Origin of the sequence: Devosia oryzisoli (assembly GCF_014837245.1) — a bacterium.
Taxonomy (GTDB): Bacteria; Pseudomonadota; Alphaproteobacteria; order Rhizobiales; family Devosiaceae; genus Devosia; species Devosia oryzisoli.
This window is the reverse complement of the sequence record NZ_JACYFU010000002.1, coordinates 930956-952039: the sequence shown is the minus strand read 5'-3', so window position 1 is coordinate 952039 and position 21084 is coordinate 930956. Positions and strand designations below refer to the sequence as shown.

At 57.9% G+C, this 21084-nt stretch carries 15 protein-coding genes and 2 pseudogenes; 3 read left to right on the top strand and 14 right to left on the bottom strand.

What is annotated here, in order from left to right; all coding sequences use genetic code 11:
- Positions 1-528 precede the first annotated feature (528 nt).
- Entirely contained in the window at positions 529-2397 is a 1869-nt protein-coding gene (locus IC608_RS11105; protein ID WP_191775285.1) for a polysaccharide biosynthesis protein, read from the top strand.
- Here the strand turns inward: IC608_RS11105 and IC608_RS11100 are convergent.
- From IC608_RS11100 to IC608_RS11045, 12 genes are all read right to left on the bottom strand, one after another.
- Positions 2394-3581, bottom strand: coding sequence for a DegT/DnrJ/EryC1/StrS family aminotransferase (locus tag IC608_RS11100; protein ID WP_191775283.1), 1188 nt, complete (start codon positions 3579-3581; stop codon positions 2394-2396). The two genes, IC608_RS11105 and IC608_RS11100, sit on opposite strands and share 4 nt — an antisense overlap.
- Positions 3581-4198: an acetyltransferase gene (locus IC608_RS11095; protein WP_191775281.1), complete on the bottom strand. Its 618-nt coding sequence runs from the start codon at positions 4196-4198 to the stop codon at positions 3581-3583. Before IC608_RS11095 ends, IC608_RS11100 begins: the two co-directional genes overlap by 1 nt.
- A complete protein-coding gene (locus IC608_RS11090) occupies positions 4195-4788 on the bottom strand; it encodes a sugar transferase (RefSeq protein ID WP_191775279.1) in 594 nt (197 codons plus the stop codon). The genes IC608_RS11095 and IC608_RS11090 overlap by 4 nt, the downstream gene beginning before the upstream one ends.
- Positions 4785-5948 (bottom strand): glycosyltransferase family 4 protein, encoded by a 1164-nt coding sequence (locus IC608_RS11085; protein ID WP_191775277.1) that lies wholly within the window; start codon positions 5946-5948, stop codon positions 4785-4787. Before IC608_RS11085 ends, IC608_RS11090 begins: the two co-directional genes overlap by 4 nt.
- 79 nt (positions 5949-6027) lie before the next feature.
- Positions 6028-7842 carry a glucosamine 6-phosphate synthetase gene (locus IC608_RS11080; RefSeq protein WP_191775276.1) on the bottom strand — a complete coding sequence of 605 codons (1815 nt, stop codon included), beginning with the start codon at positions 7840-7842 and terminating at the stop codon, positions 6028-6030.
- Between the two features lie 80 nt (positions 7843-7922).
- A complete protein-coding gene (locus tag IC608_RS11075; RefSeq protein ID WP_191775274.1) occupies positions 7923-9080 on the bottom strand; it encodes a glycosyltransferase in 1158 nt (385 codons plus the stop codon).
- A gap of 99 nt (positions 9081-9179) precedes the next feature.
- Positions 9180-10298: a glycosyltransferase family 4 protein gene (locus tag IC608_RS11070; RefSeq protein WP_191775273.1), complete on the bottom strand. Its 1119-nt coding sequence runs from the start codon at positions 10296-10298 to the stop codon at positions 9180-9182.
- 51 nt (positions 10299-10349) lie between these two features.
- Positions 10350-11594, bottom strand: a complete 1245-nt coding sequence (locus tag IC608_RS11065) for an oligosaccharide flippase family protein (RefSeq protein ID WP_191775272.1) — start codon at positions 11592-11594, stop codon at positions 10350-10352.
- Positions 11595-11683: 89 nt separating this feature from the next.
- Complete coding sequence (locus IC608_RS11060) at positions 11684-12796, bottom strand: DegT/DnrJ/EryC1/StrS family aminotransferase (protein WP_210316295.1); 1113 nt, start codon at positions 12794-12796, stop codon at positions 11684-11686.
- Positions 12793-13350: an acyltransferase gene (locus IC608_RS11055; RefSeq protein WP_191775271.1), complete on the bottom strand. Its 558-nt coding sequence runs from the start codon at positions 13348-13350 to the stop codon at positions 12793-12795. The genes IC608_RS11060 and IC608_RS11055 overlap by 4 nt, the downstream gene beginning before the upstream one ends.
- Positions 13350-14411, bottom strand: coding sequence for a Gfo/Idh/MocA family protein (locus IC608_RS11050; RefSeq protein WP_191775270.1), 1062 nt, complete (start codon positions 14409-14411; stop codon positions 13350-13352). The genes IC608_RS11055 and IC608_RS11050 overlap by 1 nt, the downstream gene beginning before the upstream one ends.
- Before the next feature lie 2 nt (positions 14412-14413).
- Entirely contained in the window at positions 14414-15736 is a 1323-nt protein-coding gene (locus tag IC608_RS11045) for a nucleotide sugar dehydrogenase (RefSeq protein WP_191775269.1), read from the bottom strand.
- Between the two features lie 280 nt (positions 15737-16016).
- On the opposite strand from IC608_RS11045, the pseudogene IC608_RS11040 reads away from it, so the two are divergent.
- Positions 16017-16249, top strand: a pseudogene (locus tag IC608_RS11040) (transposase); the annotation flags it as partial.
- A gap of 62 nt (positions 16250-16311) precedes the next feature.
- Here the strand turns inward: IC608_RS11040 and IC608_RS11035 are convergent.
- Together IC608_RS11035 and IC608_RS11030 are read right to left on the bottom strand one after the other, a co-directional pair.
- Positions 16312-17985 (bottom strand): hypothetical protein, encoded by a 1674-nt coding sequence (locus IC608_RS11035; RefSeq protein WP_191775268.1) that lies wholly within the window; start codon positions 17983-17985, stop codon positions 16312-16314.
- A gap of 131 nt (positions 17986-18116) precedes the next feature.
- Positions 18117-19218, bottom strand: a pseudogene (locus IC608_RS11030) (IS3 family transposase).
- Between the two features lie 288 nt (positions 19219-19506).
- Here IC608_RS11030 and IC608_RS11025 point away from each other — a divergent pair.
- Positions 19507-21054, top strand: a complete 1548-nt coding sequence (locus IC608_RS11025; protein WP_191775267.1) for a hypothetical protein — start codon at positions 19507-19509, stop codon at positions 21052-21054.
- Positions 21055-21084 lie beyond the last annotated feature (30 nt).

Below are 21084 nucleotides of genomic sequence, written 5' to 3'. Positions count from 1 at the left end.
CGACAGTCAGATCGCCATCCTTGCCGCGATCGACGAGACGGGTTCGGCTAGACTCGGTGACCTCATGGCCCGGTCGCCCGATCATCCCAGTCCCGGACGGGCGATCATGGAGATACCTCGATCCTCTCACCATCGGCCGGTGCTCAAGAAGCTCTCCAAACGCGCGGAGTTGCAGACAGGAGGATCAACCAAAGTTTCCGGCCATTCGCTTCGCGTGGGTGCCGGACAGCAATTGGTGCTCAATGGTCGCGGTGTTCTGCAGGTCATGAGGATGGGAGGGTGATGGTCGACGAATGGACGATTGTCGTGGCGCGCTATGTGGAAAATCTCGATCTCGACGTCTGGGCGTAGTCACTGTTCCCTGCTGGGACGTGTCGGAGCGAACCCGCTTCTTACAAATTTTGCGCGCGTCTAGGGGCTCCACTCAGACATGACATGAGAACTCTTCTATGCTAATCGGAGCCGCCGATCATCGGTTGCCTAGCACAGCGATCGTGAGGACGATTGCAAAGACTACGGAAATATAAAATGATAGACCGCGCTCGCGCACAAATTTTGTCGCTGCCGCGCCGCTATAAGCAGGCAATACTTGTAGTCTTCGATTTTTTTGCGCTGTGCCTATCGCTATGGGCTGGTTTTTCTCTCAGATATGACGGATTCTATTTCCCTGGAACCGTAGGGCAAATATGGGTTATTGTATCTGCCCCGTTGATTACAATTCCAGTTTTTATCCGACTTGGGCTCTATCGCGCTATCGTTCGTTACCTGCCTGAGCGCGCGATGTGGACCATTCTACGTGCGATGCTTCTGGCAGTCATGGTATGGGTGGTGTTGATCTTTTTGTCACAGATCGCCTTCCATATAGTGGTCCCTCGTTCTGTTCCCATTATCTACTTGGGAATAGGTACCTTCATTATCGCTGGTAGCCGGTTCGCTGCGAAATGGGCCTTCTTGCCTCACTTTGATAAGAAGCTGGTCGAGCAAAAGGCCGTTGTTATATACGGCGCGGGCGACGCAGGCCTGCAACTGGCCCAGTCGCTCCGTAGCACGCATCGAATTGCCGGATTTCTCGATGACAACCGCCTCCTGCACCGTCGTGAAATTGGTGGCATAAAAGTGTACGCGCCTGAGCGATTAGGCGACTTGGCGAGTGAGTATGGCGTTAGCGATGTCATTCTTTCCATCCCGTCATTGACTGCACAAAGACGCAAAGAGATCGTCGCGTCTGTGGGGACTTATGGTCTCAAGATACGCGCTTTGCCTTCCATCGTTGACCTTGTGACCGGGAAATACCTAGTCAGTCAGATCAAGGAAATCGACGTCGTCGAATTGCTGGGCCGATCGTCCGTGCCTCCCGACCCGACGCTAATTCGGCAGCTTGTGGTTGGACGATCCATAATGGTGACCGGTGCAGGTGGCTCAATTGGTTCAGAATTGTGTCGCAAGATCGCGCTATGGAAGCCCCAGCGACTTGTGCTTCTTGAAGCCAATGAATTCGCTCTCTATCAAATCGAGCAGCAGTTGGCCGAGGTTCCAGATCTCATCGTGGTCCCAGTATTGGGTTCGGTAGCCGATCCAACCCGGATAGACGAGGCTCTTAGACGTAACGACGTTCAGGTTGTTTTCCACGCTGCCGCACACAAGCACGTGCCACTAGTCGAGGCTAATGCCCTTGAGGGCATAAAGAACAATGTTTTCGGCACGGCCACTGTGGCCGAGTCCGCGTTCGCGCAAGGCGTCGAACACTTTGTGCTGATTTCGACTGACAAGGCCGTTCGCCCGACCAACGTGATGGGCGCCACCAAGCGCTGGGCGGAACTGATCGTAGGCGATGTGGCTGCTCGCGCCGGGGAGCGAGGCACGGGACAACAGTTCTGTGCCGTTCGGTTTGGCAACGTCCTAGGCTCCAACGGTTCTGTCGTGCCGCTGTTCAAGAAGCAAATAGCCAATGGTGGCCCGGTGACACTGACGGACGCGGCAATGACGCGCTACTTCATGTCCATCGAGGAGGCCGCAGAACTGATCGTGCAGGCCGGCGCATTGTCGCGCGGCGGCGACGTGTTTCTGCTCGACATGGGGGAGCCCATGCTCATCTCCGAACTCGCGGAGAACATGGTCCGGCTCGCGGGGTTGACGGTGCGCAGTGAGGCCAATCCTGGCGGCGACATTGAAATCGTCGTGACGGGCAAGCGCCCAGGCGAGAAGCTCTATGAAGAACTTTTCTACGATGCGAGTTCCGCACAGGTCACCGAGCACGCCAAGATCATGCGCGCAGCCTCGCGCGAAGTGCCGGTGGATATCTCCACCTCGCTCGCGGCGCTGAGTTCGGCGCTGGAAGCGAATGACGAGGCGCGCGCGCGCCACATCCTTTTCGAACTGGTTGCAGCGACCGGTTAGCAGCCGCGGGGAGCGCTGGCAAGGGACATCACTTCGTCGATCACGTCGCAGGTTTTGGCGATCTCAGCGTCAGTGATTGTGGGATGGGTAAAAAAGGCCATGCCGGTCTCTCCCAGTTCGCGCGCGACCGGAAGTCGCGCAGTGGGGCGCCAGGGCGTCTGCTCAAAGGCACGTTCAAGATAGACCTCCGATTGCGAACCGTGCATGCAGGGCACCCCCCGAGCGACGATCTCATCGATTACGCGGTCCCGGCTCCAGCCCTCCGCAAGGTGCTCGGGGCGGATGAACGCATAGAGCCTGTAGTAAGCATGGCGCGCAAACCTTGGCACTTCGGGGAGCCGGATGAGGCGGTAGCGAAGCAGTCGCTGGCCGATGCTGTCAGCGATCTGTGTCCGTCTCGCCGTCCATTCCGGCATGCGCTCGAGTTGGACCAGACCAATCGCGGCCTGCATCTCGAGCATGCGCCAATTGGTCCCGAAGCTGTCATGCACTAGACGCGGACCTGGCGGGTGGCGACGTTCGTGGACCGCTTCCCAGCTCTTGCCATGGTCCTTGTACGACCACATCGCCGACCAGAGCTTTTCGTCGTCGGTGGTGACCATCCCTCCTTCGCCGCCGGTGGTCATGATCTTGTCCTGGCAGAATGACCACGCGCCGACATGCCCGATCGTGCCGACGCTGCGGCCCTTGTAGGTTGCTCCATGAGCTTGGGCACAGTCTTCGATCACGGCCAAGCCATGCTCACGGGCCAAGCTCATAATCGGGTCCATGTCGCACGGCATGCCGGCCAGGTGCACGGGAATGATCGCCCTGGTGCGAGGCGACAGGACCCGCGCGATGGTTTCTGCCGTGATATTCTGGGTGTCGCGATCCACGTCACAGAATACGGGACTGGCCCCTGCCGTGACGACCGTTGAGGCCGAGGCCATGAAGGTACGCGGCGTGACGACGACTTCATCGCCTGGCCCTATGCCGAGCGCCTTAAGCGCCACATCCAGCGCCAGCGTGCCATTGGCCAGAGCAACGGCATGGCGTGAGCCGACATAGTCGGCGAAAGCCCGTTCGAAACGCCGGCAGACATCGCCGGTCCAGTAGTTGACGCGGTTCGAGGCCAGAACCTCGGAAACTGCGTTAATCTCCTCGGGCGTATAACTCGGCCAAGGAGAGAAGGGGGTACTGAGCACTATAGTCTCCCCATTGGCCGGGCCGGTACACCAACGACCGTCTGGTCATTTGCGACATCGCTCACTATGGCGCTGCCCACGCCTGCCACGACGTCACGGCCTATGACAATGTCATTGCGCACTGAGCAGCCCGTTCCAAGCCAGCTGGCCTCCCCGATTGTGACGTTGCCGGACAGATGCACTCCGGGCGAGAGGTGAACGCCGTCGGCCAGGTCGCAGTCATGATCGACGGTCGCCGCGGTGTTGACAATACAGCCTTCCCCGAGGCGGGCGCCTGTGCCCACCATGCTGCCGCTGGCTAAGTATGTCCCCGCGCCGACAACCGCCGAGGCGCTCACCTTGCTGGAAGGATCGATGACCGTGACAATGGTCGCTCCTGACGAGCGCAAACATTTGATCCAGTTGAGGCGCGTCCGGTTGGTGCCGATCGCCACCAAGATGCCGTCATAGCCGGTCGCGGCGCCCTTGAGGTCGGATGCCGAGCCCGCGACAAGGTGCCCATCGACCCGGCCGGTCCGCGCATCATCGAAGAAACTGATGCGCCAACCTGTGGCCGCGGCGCTCTCCGCCACGACCCGGCCATGGCCGCCCGCCCCGAGAATGGCCAGATGCTTCATGGGTTACCTTCAAATCGCTTGACCGTCGCCAAATTGTCTGCCGTCACCCCGTCGCGCCGGATCACCTTGGCAAGTGTCAGAAAAATGATCTTTGCGTCGAGGGCGAGCGACTGGTTCTCAACATACCAGACGTCGAGCTCGAACTTCTCGCGCCAGCTGATGGCGTTTCGTCCATTAACTTGGGCCCAGCCGGTTATGCCTGGACGAACATTGTGCCGTCGGGCCTGGCGAGCCGAATATAGCGGCAGGTATTCCATCAGCAAGGGCCGAGGGCCGACGAGGCTCATCTCGCCCATGAGGACGTTCCACAATTCCGGAAGCTCATCGAGGCTGGTCGAGCGCAGAACCCTGCCGAACCGAGGCAGCCTGTCCGCATCGGGCAACAGGTTTCCCGCCGGATCGCGCGCATCGGTCATCGTCCGGAACTTGAACATACGGAACGGTTTGCCGTGCAGTCCCGGCCGCGTTTGGGCGAACAGCACCGGTGACCCCAGCTTGATCCTGATCATGATCGCGAGCACCAGCAAGATCGGGGAGAGCAGGACCAGCGACAGGCCCGAAAGCACCATGTCCAGGAAGCGCTTGTTCATGCGTTCCGCCTGCGCGCATGGCCCATCGCAATGGCGAGATAGTCCGCCGCAAGCGTGGCATAGGAGCGATTCTCGACGATCCAGCGTCGCCCGGCCTCGCCCATGGCTGTTCGCTGTTCGTGCGGCAGCGCCGCCATGCGCTCGATCTCCGCCCTCAGTGCGGCGACGTCGCCGGCGGGGACGAACACGCCGCTGCCCGCTTCATCGATCATCGAAGGATAGCCGGAGTAGGACGCGACCACCGGCTTGCCGGCAAGCATGTAGTCCACAACCTTGTTCAATGACTGACCGAACTTCCAAACTGCGGAAGGATGGGTGGAGAAATAGGCGAGATCGCAGCGCTGCAATACGGACTGGACCATGTCCTTGGGTACGGCAGGGGCAAACCCAACATTGGGCAGGTGGCCATAGCGGGCGCGGAAATGCTCCTTGAGGTCTCCGTCGCCAACGACGAGAAAATGGATATCGGGCCTATCCTGCATGGCTGCGGCACACTCGAAAAGCGTATCGAGCGCGTTCGTTATGCCGATCGTCCCTGCATGGCAGACGGTAAACTTGCCCTGCGGGATGTTTTCGGCGACGTAATCGTCTGGCAATGGCCGGGGCTCCGCCAATGCCGCCGGATCGATGCCCATTGGTATGCAAAAGACGGGCTTGCGCGAACCGGACACTTCTTCGACATGTTGACTAAGGTTGGGCATAGTCCCGACAATGGCGTCGCTGGTCCGATAGGCCAGCTTTTCGACCATGCCGAGAGCTATCACGAAGGGGTTGAAGGGGCTGAAGCCGCCCTCTGCCACGATGGTGAGTGGCCAAATGTCGCGCACCTCGAAAATCAGTCGGCATTTGTACCGTCTGCGGAGCAGCAGGCCATTGAAGATTGTCAGCAGCGACAGGCTGGATACGATAACCGCGTCCGGCGTCGCGAGACTCTCCTTGCGCATGCGCCAGAACCGCCACTCGAAATCGAACCAGCTAAGTATGCGTCCCAGCGACTTAGCGCCGAGATAATCGCGGGTCTTGATCCACCTGATATTCACCCCCTCCATCGTCTCGTCCAGAGTGTCCCCCGAAAAAACCGGTGGCTCAATCAGGTGGTTGGAATCCGAAGTGATGGCCAGGCACTCATGGCCTTGCCTCACCATTTCGCGCAGCAGCATGAATCCGCGCAAACCGACCCGACCCTGCCTGGGGAAGGACAAATACTTGGATATGTACCACACGCAGGCCAAAACGGTGTCAGTGCAGACGCGGAATATCGTTTACGACTCGAATGGTTTCCGAGAAGTCCAGCCCGACAGCATCCAGATACCACCTGATGTTCGTATACCGCGGACGGTTCTCGTCCTCCACGAGCAAAATGGCTTCCTCGCGGGTCAGCTGTCCTTCGCGTATCTGGTTGGAGCGAAACGTGTCGTGTTCGGTAAAGCCGGCAACGGTGTAGTAAATATAATTGTAGAAGGCCGCTGTGCCGTCGCCGATCCGCCAAGTCGTGTTCGTATCCGGCGCCAGTTCCCAGTCATATTGCTTCAGGCACTCGTCGACGGTGTGCTCTTCCCAGGTCCAGTAGTCGAATACGTGAAAATAGTCCGACTTCTTGGAGAAGCTCCGGTAGTATTCGCCCGAAAGCGTGTCCCACAGCGAACTGTTGAAATATCCCGGGCTCTGCAGCATCGCGCCAAGCCGCAGGGTCTGATAGCGGATCTGCTTCATTGCGCCGCTCTGATAGACGCGTTCTTCGGCAAAATCCGGCGGAACACCGAGAAAGCCGGCCTTGAAATGCGTCACCTCGAGCGGGTTGATCCCCCAAAGGTTCAGGCTGATGCCGGTCTGTTTCTTGATGGTCTCGACATAGCGGAAGAAGTGCTTGTCACCAGCAGTTAGAATGCTGATCATCCCCAGATGCGGCGACTTCAACCAGGCCTTCAAGTTCTTCTTGATGTTGTCGCGTTTTTTGGTGATGTCGGCCGCTACAATGATGTTTTCTACGCCGAGTTCTGCAGACATGCGGCTGATGTTGCGCCGCCCGAGGTCCGTCACCATGCCCCAGTCATATGTGTAGGTCACCGGACTCATGCCCAGTTCCTTGACGATCAGGTGCAGGCCATAGCAACTGTCGCGCCCTCCCGAGAAGGGAACGATGCAATCATTGCCCGACTTGCGGCGGAAGGGTTCGACAAGCGCGAAGATCTCCTCGCGCGGCTTGGCCTTGTTCCGTGATTTGTAGTTCTTGCAATAGTTGCAGACGCCGTCTTCGTCGAAGGCGATAAAGGGCATCGTCTCCGGGAGAATGCACTTCGTGCAGCGGCGAAGATCGTGCTTGGGATAAACCAGCATGCTTTCTTCGGCAGCCGAATGCGTGAAGGCGGGGATGAGGTCGATCCTGCGCTCGACCTTGTCAGCTACTGCAATCTCAGCGTCCGAGACAGCCACGTCCAGAACGACAATGTCGTCTTTGATCTGTCGGATTTCGCCGGCATCTATCATTTGCAGAGGATAGCTTTCCGAGGAGAAATAGGTCGCGCCATTCTTGGAGGCGACATACAAGCTGCCATTGTTGGAAAAGAGGATGAGCTTGCCCAGATGCGGGATCACCATCGCGCAGGCCACCACGCCCCGGCACAGTTCGAGAACGCGCGCGGGAATGTCCATCACGCTGCCGCCCGATTCCAGCGTCGCCGCGGCAATGGCCGGGATCACCTCGGTGTCGATCTGCAGCGTGGGGGTCTTGCCGATCTTGTCCCAAATTTCCCCGTGGTTCACTATAATGCCGTTATGCAGAACGCAGATCCCTTCGCGAAGAACGGGCTGATTGTCATTGAGGCCATTAGTGATCAGGCGACTGTGTCCAATCACTAGGGACGGGCTGTCTATCTTCGCTTCCGGCAGCAGCTTGACGATCGGATAGTCCGCGCGCCGAATATGGTAGCTACCATTCTGGAAAATCATCAGCCCGCTTGAGTCGCGGCCGCGCTGCTGGGCAAAAGTGGCCAGTGCCAGCAAGTCGGTCTTTGGGAACGCCGACGATGAAATGATGCCAAAAATGCCGCACATGGATAGTTTACTTCTTTGCTTCTATGTCTGTCGCAATGCCGAATTGGCTGAACCTCTGACCAGAAAATTTCAGCGCCCGCTTACGGAGAAATTGCTGCCGATTCCGACGAATTCGACCGTATAGCAACTCCCAGACGCTCCTGATAGAGTTTCAGCAAGGTCTGCGCTTCGCGATCCCAGTTGTACTTTTCGACGACTGCCTTTCGCCCCCGTACGCCCATGGCCTGAGCTTCAGCTGGATCGTCGAGGATCGCCTGCATGGCCCGCACAAGTTCTTCGGACCGCAGCGGGTCGATCAGCAATCCGCACTGGGCTTCGTCGACGATCTCGCGCCACATCGGAAAATCGGAGGAAATCACCGGCATACCCGCCGCCATATACTCGAAGAGCTTGATGGGCAAGGTCAGCATCTCGTGAGGCACTGGCTTGAGCACCACAAGCCCTGCTCGCCCGTCCGCGAGGATATTTGCGACGCCTTCACGAGACACCCATCCCTCGAACCTGACGCTGGACCATTCGGGCATCTGCTCCGCCCGGCGCTGGGTCTCGGCCGAGGCGAAGCCACCAGCTAGTCGTAGCCTGGTCTGACCGCCGGGAACCAGCGCCACCGCTTCCATCATGCGGTAGATGTTTCGGTCTTCCGAGATCGAACCGATATAGGTGAATTCCGGCGCGCGTTCCGCCATCGGCGTAGGCGCCGGCGCGTGCAGTTCGTCGAGCAGTGGAAAGTTGCGTACAAGCACTGTCTTGTGTGCCGGAAACCGGTTCGCAATGGTCGGCGATGTCGCGACTATGCCGTTGATGAGCCGGGCGCCGATCCATTCCACCAGTGTGACGAAAGGCGGCAGCACCGCCTTCGCCCATCCGGGGAGAACTGGATTGCGGGACACCTGCTGGGGCACGTCCTCGTGAACGTCGTAGACGACCTTGATGCCCCACAATCGCAGAAGCAGCGCCCAAGGCAACAGTTCGGGGTCGTGGAAATGGGCGACCGTAGGCTTGGCACGCCTGATCGCCGACATCATACGCCATCCCCCCTTGGTGAGACGCGGTATACGACTGAGCTTAGGCCCGGTGTCGACGATCCGGTAACCTGACTTGCTGTCTATTTCGTCCCCAAGGCCGTCCTGTACATAAAGGGCGACCTCTTCGGACAAAGTCCTGGCCAGGGTGTCGACCTGCTTGGATCGAATGCGCGAGTCGTCGCGCGGATGCACGGTGGTAAAATGAATGATCATGATGGTGCCGCTAGGGTGTGCGTGTCGGTCTGTTGCGATCCTAAGAGAGATTTGTAGGACATGAGTTTACCGGGCGCGCTAGATATTAGTGGTCGCATTTCAGGCGGATCGGGAGGCGGATCCGATGGTGCGGTAGCAATCGATCAGTCTGACTGCCTCGAAATCCCAATTGTACTTGTCTACAACTGCCCTGCGCCCTCGCGCACCCATCGCCTGCGCCTCTGCTGGATCTTCAAGGACCGACTGCATAGCCCGCACCAGGTCATCGACCCGGGTCGGGTCCACCAGCACCCCGCACTGTGCTTCCTCGACAATGTCCCGCCACAGGGGGAAGTCGGACGCGATGACCGGCATGCCCGCGGCCATGTATTCGAAAAGCTTGATGGGCAGGGTAACCATTTCGTGCGGAACCGGCTTGAGCACCACTAGGCCTGCGCGCCCGTCCGCTAGTATCGCTGCCACCTGGGCGCGCGAGGCCCAACCCTCAAAGGTCACGCTGGCCCATTCAGGCATTTTTTGGGCCTGCTCCTTAATTTCGGCAGAGGAGAAATCTCCCGCCAGGCGCAACCTAGCGCGGCGTCCCGGAACGCGGGCCACTGCTTCGATCATGCCAAAAATGTTCCGTTCTTCTGTAATTGAGCCCACATAGGTGAACTCCTCCGGACGCTCCGCCATTGGCGTTGGATCCGGCGCGTGCAGTTCGTCCAGAAGCGGGAAATTTCGCACCAGAATGGTCTTGGCAGGCGGGAACCTGTCGGCGATGGTCGGAGTGACGGCAACGATCTTGCTAAAGGCGAAGCCACCCAGCCATTCGAGCAGCCCATAGACGACGCTCGCCGTGTATCGGATCGGCCAGCCGAACCGCCAAGTCATGACCTGCCGAGGATAATCCTCATGGACGTCGTAGATCACCCGCACCCGCATTATCGCCAGCATGATCGCAAAAGGCAGGAACATCGGGTCGTGGAAATGCACGATGTCCGGGGTTGTTCTGCGCACGTGCCGCATAGCCCGCCACATCGGCACTACCCGGCTTGCTAGCTTCCCGCGCGGAAGGCCCATGTCCAAGATTTTGACGTTGCCAAGCTGCTCTTCGCCGACCCCGTCCCCGACCAAGAGGGTGACGTCATGCCCGGCCCTCGCAAGACTGACGCATTCCTTTGTCAGGATACGTGAATCGTGCCGCGGATGAAGTGTTGCGATATGCAGGCATCTCATGGCCGACACCACGACACGGGGGCGAGTGGCGCGCACCCGGAAGGAATGAAATCACGAACTTGCATTTTGTACCCGCCAGCCGCTGGAGAATTTATAGGTGAGCCAAAGGCTGATGGCCTGCATTATCGTGTATCCAGCACTATAGAGGATCAGTGCTAGCATATAATCGTCCGCCACAAACCCGATTGCGAACGACAGAGACACCGAAGTGAACATTCCGATTTGCCAAAACAGATCCAGGCGTTGCTGTTCAGCGATGATGAACATGTTGCTTAAGGGAGAAGCCACAAACTGAATTGCAAACATTGGCGTCAATATTCTCGCAATCTCTCCCGAGGACCTCCATTCGTCTCCGAATATCGATGAAAACAAGGCCGGGGAGAGCAAAAAGAACAAGCCGAATGTCGGCATGGACAGAGCGAAAAGCCAGACAAAAGTGGAAACATATGTGGCTCTGCATTCGCCAAGTTCCCGCAATTCTCTGCTCGCCCTGCTGCGGAACACTTCGCCAATCGCACTGGCGACGATCTGCAAAGGCAAGCTAATGGCTCTATAGGTAAGCATGAAAAGGCCTGCAACGGTGAGCCCGAATAATGGGCCAAGCAGCAGCAGTGGCAACTGCTGCGAGCCCACGTTCATAAGGTGTGCTCCGACTAGGTACTTCGGGAACCTGGAGTATCTGAGAGCTACTGCCCGCAGCGGCAGTGCTCGAATGTCGGGGAGGCGCTGTACGAGGAACGTCAGACTGACAACGTAGCTAAACAGTAAGCCGACAATGAGACCCCAAGCTTGTTCAGCAAATGCAAAACCAGCTGCTATGCTGACCGCAGCATTAGTGCTGCTTGCCAGCAACCGAAACGTGGCAATATTGCGGAATTCGCCTTGACGATTGCGCCACTGACTGAGCGAGTTGATCGTAGTTGACAAAAAGATCGCGCCGGGGAGCCAAAGATACTCCAGCGGCACACCGGCGAACAAGAGTGCGACCAGCGATAGCGTCGAGAATATGACGCTTAACAGGCAGGAGAGAACCACAAGGGCGTAGCCGTCGCGGTCGTCTTTGGGAACCAGGACGGCCAGTTCGTACCGTCCTGTCGCCATGACTCCCAATATTGAGCATGCCGAAACAAAGATCGCCAACAGCCCGAAATTTTCAGGCGAATACAAGCGTGTCAAGATCGGACTGCATAGCACGACAATAGCTTGGGATATTGTCGTCCCGGCCATGAGAATAGCTGCGCCGTTGGCGAAATCGTCGCGTTTGATCCGGGCCGCAATGGACTTCAGGGCTTGCACAGCAATTGTTCCCTTCGGGCCTGGATGTTTACCGTCTAGAGGTTGCTCTCGCTGGCGCAGCTATAGCTGGTGCCTTCGATCTGCTTAGTTTATCGATCGACTGCGGCAACCAGAGCATCGACGACCTTCTCGACTATCTCGTCGCTGAGATAGGGATGGAAGGGCAGGCTCATGACGGTTTCTGAAGCTTCTTCCGTGTTCTTCAAGGAGCCGTGGACCCGACATAGGCCGGCATAGGCAGGCTGCTTGTGCATCGGCACGGGATAGTGGACGGCAGTCGGCACCCCAGCATTCTTGAGCGATTCGGTGACCGCCGAGCGGTCCGCCACCCGAACTGTGAACTGCGCCCAAACGGATGTGTTCTCCGGTCGAACGACAGGCAGGCCAACCGCGTTGCTTCCACGCAGTCGAGCGAGGTAGGTCTGCCCCAGGGCGATGCGCCGCTCGATCTCCCATTCGAACCGTTCTAGCTTTGCGAGGACGATAGCGCACTGTATAGTATCCATCCGTCCGCCGACGCCGATGCGGCTATGGACGTAGCGGCGCTCCTGGCCATGCACCCTGATTTCCCGCGCAATCTTTGCAAGATTGTCGTCGTCCGTCAAAAGAGCGCCCCCGTCGCCGTAGCAGCCCAGCGGCTTGGATGGAAAGAAACTCACACATCCGAATGCAGACAGGCCGGACGAACGGCGCCCGTGATGGGTTGCCCCCAAGCTCTGGGCAGCGTCTTCCACGATCGGCAGGCCATGCCGGGCGGCGATGGTCTGCAGCGACATCATGTCGGCGGTCTGGCCGTACAGGGATACCGGGATGATTGCCTTCGTCTTCGAGGTGATGGCCTCTTCGACGAGGGCCGGATCGATATTGTAGGTATCCGGCTCGATATCGACGAAAACCGGTATCGCCCCGACAAGGACGATCACCTCCACCGTGGCAGCGAAGGTAAAGGGCGTGGTGATGACTTCGTCTCCGGGACCCACGCCAAGTGCCATCAGCGCAATCAGCAACGCTTCGGTACCCGAGGAGACGCTGATGCAGTGGCGCACGCCGACATAGGTGGCGAGCTTCTGCTCCATTTCTGCAACTTCCGGGCCCAGAATGTACTGGCCATGGTCAAGTACCGCCTGAATGCGCGCGTCGATCGACTGCTTGAGTTCGGCGTACTGGGTCTTGAGGTCGATGAAGGGAATCGTCTCTATCATAGTCGCCTGCAAGTTTCTTCGGTGATTTCGTATGTGCCCCCGGCAGTGTCCGACACACGACCAAGCCCTTTGAGCCGCGTTCCGTTTTCTGACATCCAGCCGATGCGCCTTGCAGGAACACCGACCATGAGGGCATAGTCCGGTACGTCCTTGTTGATGACCGCGCCCGCGCCGACAAAGGCGTGCTCGCCGATGGTAACACCGCAAACGACGGTGCAATTGGCGCCCAGGGTTGCGCCCCGACGAACTAGGGTCGGCCGATATTCGGCCTTCCTGTTCACCGCTGAGCGAGGATTGTAGACATTGGTGAACACCATGCTGGGCCCGCAGAATACATCGTCCTCGAGCCGTACGGCGTCATAAACCGACACATTGTTCTGTATCTTGACGTTGTTTCCAATGACGACATCGTTGCCGACATAGACGTTCTGACCCAGCGAGCAGTCGCGACCGATGCTGGCGCCACCCGACACATGGACCCAATGCCAGATGCGCGAGCCTTCGCCGATCTGGGCGCCGTCATCGACAATGGCGGTGGGATGGATCGTGAACATCAGTAATCCAGCGGCAAGTTGACCCGGCGGCCATCACGGCCAGACATGTAGATTGCGATCAAGGTCTCAAGGCTCTTGAGGCCCTCGCGCCCATCGGTTTCGGGTTCTGCCTCGCCACGGAGCACCTTGATGACGTTGTCGTAGTAGAGCGGATGACCGAAACCATAGACCGACGTGGTCTCGTAGCTGGCATGCTCCACCTTGGCGTCGTCTTCATGGGGTTCGGCGAATTCCCAATGCTGGATTTCGTTCACCGCGACACCACCCACGCGAACTGTGCCCTTTTCACCGATTATGGTGATGCTGCCTTCTAAGTTTTTCGGATAGGTCAGCATGGTCACGTTCATGGATCCCATAGCCCCCGAGCGCCATTTGATGCTGACGACGCCTGTGTCTTCCACTTCGATATTGCGCGCAAGCGTCCCCGTGTAGGCGTGCAGGCTTTCGATTGGCCCCACAAGCCAATCGAGCAGATCGACATAGTGGCTGGCCTGATTCATGAAGGCCCCGCCGTCGAATTCCCAAGTGCCGCGCCAGTCGGCCGCATCGTAGTAGTCCTGCGGGCGTGTCCAGAAGACGTTAATATTAACCATGTAGATGCGGCCAAACCGCCGCTGCGAAACCGCATTCTTGAGCAGTTGCAATGTAGCATTGCGTCGGTTCTGCTTGACAACGAAAAGCCGGACATTGGCGTCGTCGCACGCCTTGACCATTTCGAGCCCATCCCGCCAACGCGTCGACATCGGCTTCTCAGTGATGACACTGAGACCCGCAGCAGCGACCTGCTGGGCTTGTGCGCTGTGCAGGCCGCTGGGAGTCGTCAGCACGACAGCGTCTGCCGTGGTAGTTTTTAGCATGTCGCTGAGGTTGGCATGTCCTCGGGCGCCGGTAGCTTCGATGGCCTTGGCGAGAGCATCGGGGTTGATGTCGCACACGTCGACCAGTTCCGCCCGGTTTCCGTGCTGCGCGATCGCGGCGATGTGATTCTGAGCGATGCGGCCGGCACCGACAAGCGCGATGCGGACGTTGCGATCAACAATTGGGGCAGGGAAGTGGCGCATGGTCAGGACTTTACGACATTGCTTGCAGGCTCTAGGTAGCGGCCGCGTGTGTCTACAATCAGTTGGGCGTTTTTGAGGATGAGAGAATAGTCGTACTCGTCGTGGTCGGTAGCCAGCAAAACGCAATCGTAGCCCTTGAGAGATTCGCCAGAAAGCTCGACGCTCGACAAGTCAAAATGCGCGTGGCCACGAAGCTTGGGGAATACTCGGACATACGGGTCGTTGTAGGAAATATCGGCGCCTAAAGCCTGCAGTTTCTCCATCAGGATAACGGATGGGGACTCCCGCATGTCGTCGACATTCTTCTTGTAGGCGATGCCTAGAATAAGGATCGACGAGCCATTGACCGACTTGCGCTGGCGATTGAGCGCGTCCGTAACCTTCGAGACGACATAGTCTGGCATGCTCGAATTCACTTCGCCGGCCAGCTCTATGAAACGCGTCGCCACCCCATATTCTCGGGCTTTCCATGTAAGATAGAAGGGATCGATCGGGATGCAGTGCCCGCCGAGACCGGGCCCAGGATAGTACGGCACGAAACCGAAAGGCTTGGTTGCGGCAGCCCGGATCACTTCGTGAATGTCGATCCCCATTCGATCGGCCACGATCTTCATCTCGTTTACGAGACCGATGTTCACGGCACGGTGGATATTTTCAAGCAACTTGGTCATTTCAGCTGCCTGAGTGGACGTGACGGGGACCAGCCGGTCTATCACTTGACCATAAAGCGCCAGGCCGACCTCGAGGCAAGCCTGCGTGTGGCCGCCACAAACCTTGGGAATCGTATTGGTCGTAAATTTCACGTTGCCGGGATCCTCACGCTCCGGCGAGTAAACTAGGAAATAGTCCTTTCCGACCTTGAAGCCACGAGACTCGATGCGAGGCAGAAGCTCTTCTTCAGTGGTTCCGGGGTAGGTCGTGCTTTCCAGGGAAATGACCTGATCTGCACGCAGATACGGTACCAGAGAATCCACTGTATCAACCACAAAGCTCAAGTCCGGTTCACGATGGTGGTCAAGAGGGGTCGGAACACACAAGATTAGTGCGTCGACCTCACTCGCTTTGCTGAAGTCGGTTGTGGCCAGGAAGCCGGACCTTTTCGCATCAGCCAGCCGTTCGGAGGAAATGTGTCTTATGTAGCTTTCCCCTGAAGTCAGCGTTCGAACCTTATCGGGGTCAATATCGAAACCAATGACCTTATAACCGACTTCAGCGTAGCGCAGGACGAGTGGTAGGCCAACATAGCCAAGGCCGACGATCCCAATGGTGGCAGACTTATCTTCAAAGCGCCGGATCAATTCGGAGTTTGAGGTGGTGGTTGACATCAATCATCCTGGAATATGGCCGCAGGTGTGCTTCTCTTCCCGTAGCACTTTGGCAGGGTCCATATCACCCTGAACGTATTTTCTCTAGCGGCATTGGAGTTGTCTCGTCGGCCCGGGGAGATTGCAGGGATGAGGCTGTGACGGCCGCAGAGAACTCCTAGCCACGGCAGTGGAAACTGCCGATATTCATTATGTTCTGCCCGGTCGACTAGGTGGTTTGGACTCTTGGTCTTCCCATGGTTGAGCAAATCAGATTCAAGGCTGTTTCTTGGAGACAGCCATGGGTGTTCTCGACCGTCTGATTCGTGGCGACCAGTGGGAGGGGATGTCGGCCCACATCATCGGCGACCAGCGAACGCGGGGTTCGTCGGGCCGCGACAACGTTTGTGGAAGCGTTGCTTTGGATCGTGCGCACGGGGTCGCCCTAGCGGATCTGCCCGATACAGTGTCTTCCGCCGGTTCAGCCGGTGGAGCCACAAGGGTGCCTGGTGGCGCATCTTTGCGGCGATGTCCATCGAGAGCTGAGGATTAGCGCGAAGCTCACCCTACGATCAACAGACAACCGCACAGCTTAATTATTCCGAAACGGCTCTGGCAGCGCCGCCCGCCATGGCGTCGAATGCCCAAACTTGGTTCTGAAACTGCCAGGGTAGCCAGGAACGCGCGTAGTGCCTGGCGACGTGCAATGGGATCGGCGCCGGCGGGGTGATTTGTTCGTTGACGAATGGATACAACAAGCCACGAGACACAAGATTTGCCGCGTAGTCCTGGAATTGGGGCATGGTCTCGATGCCATTCTTTTCTGCTGCAAGCACTGCAAGGGCGTCCATAGACCGATAGGAGATATGGGCCATTATGTTCAGCGCAGCCTGTCCATCATAGGAAGGCGTGTTGGAGGACACATCATCTGTCCAACCAGTGTTGAACGTCCCGCCGGCATAGGACCACTTATCTGGACGAGAATACAGGCGCTCTTCATTGATGAATGTGGTGAGCATCTGCTGAATTGGTTGGCGAAGGGCTCTCGGCGTACCCGTGAGAGCTACAGCCTCTATCCAGCCGTTCTGGTAGTTCCAGGGAACGTTGGACCCGTCTGCCCAAAACGGCATGTAACGGCGATATTGCAGTTCGGCTCTAGGCGATGCGGCAACCATCTCGACCGTCGTACTGGGCGCCCGCAACTCTGCCAGCAGCGGGACTATCGCCCGGTCCACCAATTCATCGCCCACAACATCGCGGGCAGCCTCTAAGGCCTTCACCGTTCGCGCCACATGCAAAAGGAAGGTGATTGGTTCGCGATCCAGTGAATACCGGCGCGACGCGATTCCAGGATAAGCCGTTGCTGCCAGCTCAGCGAGCGCCTGGATTTCTCGTGTCAGCCGATTTTTGACCTCGCTCTTGAAGTCATCAGAAATGGACATGCGATGAAGCGCTGCCATACCTGCCAGATAGTACACGCTGGACCATGCGATACGGGCTTCTAAATTGGACTGACCAAAGTTGGCGATCCCCAGTCGATCATAGTCGTATCGAAGTAGCTCTTCAAAATCTGAGGCGACCGAGTAGCTTCCGTCGTCGTTCAGGTCATAGGGAATTTGATCAGCAGGTACCAGCGAACATTCTTCGATTGCGCGCTCAGCCTTGCACACAGAGAATATAGCATCTTCCGGCTCAGGCATTTCGTCGAATTGGTCATTGTAGACTTTTTGGATGAGTTGGAACTCGCCAGCCATTTCAACCAACTCGTGGCCGGGCGGTACAGAGTAGGGCTCAAAACGAATGTCTCCCAGCCAGTCCTTTTCAAGCTTAAGACAGGCCGTTGTCGCGCAAGCAAGGAGCTTTTCGCCGACCATGCTCGTCTCTAGACGAATGTCTATCCCAACAGGCAGGGATGCTACTTTCTCGAACGAAATGGCACCGTCGAGCACCTTCACAGCGTAGAGATCGTTACCCTCGGCGCCGCGCGACAAACGCCTGCCAGACGGAACGTTCTCCGCGGTGTTGTACACCAATAAGTAAGCGGTGCCCTGAAACTCGAAGGCTCCTTGGGGGTAGAAATTCGTGCGGGTATCGACATCGATGGCAAGTGGGCCGTCACTGTCACGCACGGCGAAATACCCGGTAATCGCCTCTCTGCTGAACGTCAGCCCGGATGCCGAAGCGATATCAATGACCTCCACAGCTTCAGCGATTCCTGTTGCCGAGAATGCGAAGGCGCAAGTAAGCCATACTTTTGCGGTTAGAGGCATTTTGACCTGCCATCGGGCTTAGCAACGCGTGAGCAACGCTCGTTACATTGAGGTGCACATGCCGTCAGAGGGAAGAGTACGATAAGAAAAGATATGATCTTCATGGATGTGAGTGACGTTGCCCCCAATTTCTATCCAGCGTGATGTAGAGTCGGGCTGTTGGCGACGCGCCCCCCGATTTTTGAGATTTTCCGGCCGTTGATGCTCAGGGGTGGCCGTATTGTACCTAAACGTTCAGCGGCGACATTGGGCGTTGGTCCCGATGGCGCTGTGTGGGGGGCCTCGTTGTAGTGCCTGCGCCATTCCTCCATCTTCGCCTTGGCGCCGTCAAGGCTGAGGAACCAGTGGGTGTTCAGGCACTCGGCCCGGAACTTGCCGTAGAACAACTCGATGAAGGCATTGTCCGTAGGCTTTCCCGGTCGGCTGAAGTCGAGCACAACACCCTTCTGGTACGCCCATAGGTCGAGGCCGCGCGAGATGAACTCGGAGCCTTGATCGACACGGATCGATTGGGGATAGCCGACCTGGCGACAGACCCTTTCCAGAGGCAGAACCACGTCCTCCCCACCGTAGCTGAACCGAGGATCAACCGCGGGCGAGAACCGCGAGAAGGTGTCCACGATCGTCAGGATGCGCAGCTTCCGCCCCGTCGCCAACTGGTCGGGCACCAAGTCCATGGCCCAGACCTGATTGGTCATCGCCGCCGTTGTCCGATCGTTGCGGAGCTTCGCTTCGACCCGTCGCTTCGGCACCTTGTCCCGCAGCTGCAGGCCCATCTCCTTGTAGAGGCGATAGATTCTCTTGGGGGTTCACCTCCCAGCCCTCCCGTCGCAGCAGCACATGCACCCGCCGATAGCTATAGCGGACGCGGGTCTCGCAGATCTGCTTGATAAGAAGCTTCAGGTCGGCCTGCTCGCCGCGCTTGCCCTTGTAGTGGTAAAGCGACCTGTCGACCCGCAGCAGGCCTCAGAGCTTTTTTGACAGCAAATCCTGCAGCATGGCCTTGTTCAGCGAAAGGTCCGCGACAATGCGCTTGAGCTTGGCGTCCTCTTCCTCGAGCTGGCGCAGCCGCTTTACCCCAGAGGGCATCAGGTCCGCATAGCGCTGGCGCCAGTTGTAGAACGTGGCTTCGGCAATGCCGACCTTGCGGCACACCTCGGCAACCGGCGTGCCATCCTCTGCCTGCTTGAGCACAAAGGCGATCTGCCCTTCGGTGAACTTCGACGTCTTCATGGAACTCTCCTGCTCCCGGCTGAATGGAAAATTCCAGCTCAGAATGGTCCGATTTGCGGGAGGCAGGTCACGTTGGGCCAGCGTGCGATGCGATTGGCTCACCCCTTGCAAAGTAGTTGCGCAGACCTCTAGAAGGGCCTTGCCGCGACAAAGGCGCCTCACATCGACGATCCATCAGAGAACAGCCGATATGCCACCGACAGCCGCTAGGGGCGACGTAAAGTTGCGGGTCTTGTTTTTACCCGACCTCCCTACTGTAGAAGGGTTGTGTACCGGAGGTTCGCGATTGTGAGCGTGCACCCTCCCATCGTGTATCCGCTAGTCCTTCAGGCGCCGTCGTTCTCCACCTTTACGGCGATGAATTGGTCGGTGGCACTCCTTTGCACCACCCTGCTTGCGATGATGGTCATTCGAAGGCCAGCGCGCCTAGGACGATTCGCAGTGACATCCGCAGGTGCGCTGAACCTAATTATGCAATGGCCACTGGCGCTTTACTCGTCGCAGGTTGAGTCGTCGCTGGTAAATGCGTGGTTCTTCGCCTTTAGCGCGCATGTGCCCACCATGTGTCTGATTGTGTGGGTCATTTTGAATCGCAAGCTGGAGCCAACTCAAACTCAGGATCGCGTGGTGTTGCTCAGCGACCTAACGGCACCCACGGTTGCTATGTTCGGTCTGTTGGGTGCTTTTCTGCTTTTCGTACCTTACTACTGTACCGCCCTGTTCGCCTTGCTGTTCGACCCGTCGAATACACTGCTAGCGCGCGAGGTAACGATTAAGTTGGCTGGCTCGACTGTTGCGACCTCCTCATACGGAGCTGTTGCCAATGCTGCGGCTCCGGCCGTCGCCGGCGTGTCAGTCGTTCTGGCATTGCGCGCGCTTAAGGACCGAAACTTGGTGCTACTTCTCGCCTGCTTGATGCTTGTCGGGGTAAGCTTTGCGGCAGTGATGGTCGCTGGCTCAAAGGGCCTGCTCGTATCGCTCTTTGTGGTGGTAGCCTATTGCGCCGTCGGCGCGAGCCGTACCATTATCGCGAAACTCGCCCTACTGATGCTTTCAGCAATCTTGCTGGTGGTCTTGTTGACCTCTTTCGAACTTCTAAGAGAGCGCGGCGGTCGTCTAATCCCCTACGACTTCAAGTCGTGTGTAATCGAACTTGGCGCTGGGGAAGTCGGTCGGGAAATGTTGCGCTCAATGGCGTCCGGTGGGCTTACTATGACTTCTGATCAGGTCGAGGCGGTACTTGCGCAACTCGACAACGATGGCGCGCCGCTGCCAACGCAGGTGGCGCCTCAAATTCGTGCCGTAACCGTGGAACGAGCTTCTACCTACTTGGAAGCTCTGGCCTACCGGGCATTCGTGATACCCATCCAGGGCGCCGCGTGGCACCATCTCTATGTTCAGGAACACGGATCTCCGGGAATTGGCACGCTGCCCTTGGCGCTTCGGTTGCTCGGATACTCCGTCGATGCGACTACACTGGTCTATCGTGAGTATGGCGCCATTTATTCCGGTGGTGATGTCACCAGCACGAGTACCACCCCGACGAGCTACTTCTTCGCTTATCCCGCGTACTTTGGGTGGTTTGGACTTGCGGTGGCCACTGCGCTGACACTGGCTGTGGACCTGGCTGCCGCGTTGGCGATGCGTCGCACGAACCGCGTGTTCTTCGCAATGGGAGCAGGACTATTGGCCGTCATTGCCTATAATAGTCTCACTTCCGACTTGTGGACGGTAATGGTCTCACATGGGGGCGGTGTTGCACTGGTACTGATCATCATCACTAGTTCTTTGAACCGCCGAGGTCCATCTGTTCCATCACAGCAGCAAGCCTCATAGCGCACTTGCCAAATACTGCTCCGCACCGGG

Excerpts from the sequence above, each read along its gene's own strand:
- IC608_RS11085 (WP_191775277.1), bottom strand. The coding sequence starts at position 5,948 with ATGCTGCTGCGCGAAATGGTGAGGCAAGGCCATGAGTGCCTGGCCATC.
- IC608_RS11095 (WP_191775281.1), bottom strand. The coding sequence starts at position 4,198 with ATGAAGCATCTGGCCATTCTCGGGGCGGGCGGCCATGGCCGGGTCGTG.
- IC608_RS11070 (WP_191775273.1), bottom strand. The coding sequence starts at position 10,298 with ATGAGATGCCTGCATATCGCAACACTTCATCCGCGGCACGATTCACGT.
- IC608_RS11080 (WP_191775276.1), bottom strand. The coding sequence starts at position 7,842 with ATGTGCGGCATTTTTGGCATCATTTCATCGTCGGCGTTCCCAAAGACC.
- IC608_RS11060 (WP_210316295.1), bottom strand. The coding sequence starts at position 12,796 with ATGATAGAGACGATTCCCTTCATCGACCTCAAGACCCAGTACGCCGAA.
- IC608_RS11090 (WP_191775279.1), bottom strand. The coding sequence starts at position 4,788 with ATGAACAAGCGCTTCCTGGACATGGTGCTTTCGGGCCTGTCGCTGGTC.
- IC608_RS11055 (WP_191775271.1), bottom strand. The coding sequence starts at position 13,350 with ATGTTCACGATCCATCCCACCGCCATTGTCGATGACGGCGCCCAGATC.
- IC608_RS11045 (WP_191775269.1), bottom strand. The coding sequence starts at position 15,736 with ATGTCAACCACCACCTCAAACTCCGAATTGATCCGGCGCTTTGAAGAT.
- IC608_RS11035 (WP_191775268.1), bottom strand. The coding sequence starts at position 17,985 with ATGCCTCTAACCGCAAAAGTATGGCTTACTTGCGCCTTCGCATTCTCG.
- IC608_RS11105 (WP_191775285.1), top strand. The coding sequence starts at position 529 with ATGATAGACCGCGCTCGCGCACAAATTTTGTCGCTGCCGCGCCGCTAT.
- IC608_RS11075 (WP_191775274.1), bottom strand. The coding sequence starts at position 9,080 with ATGATCATTCATTTTACCACCGTGCATCCGCGCGACGACTCGCGCATT.
- IC608_RS11050 (WP_191775270.1), bottom strand. The coding sequence starts at position 14,411 with ATGCGCCACTTCCCTGCCCCAATTGTTGATCGCAACGTCCGCATCGCG.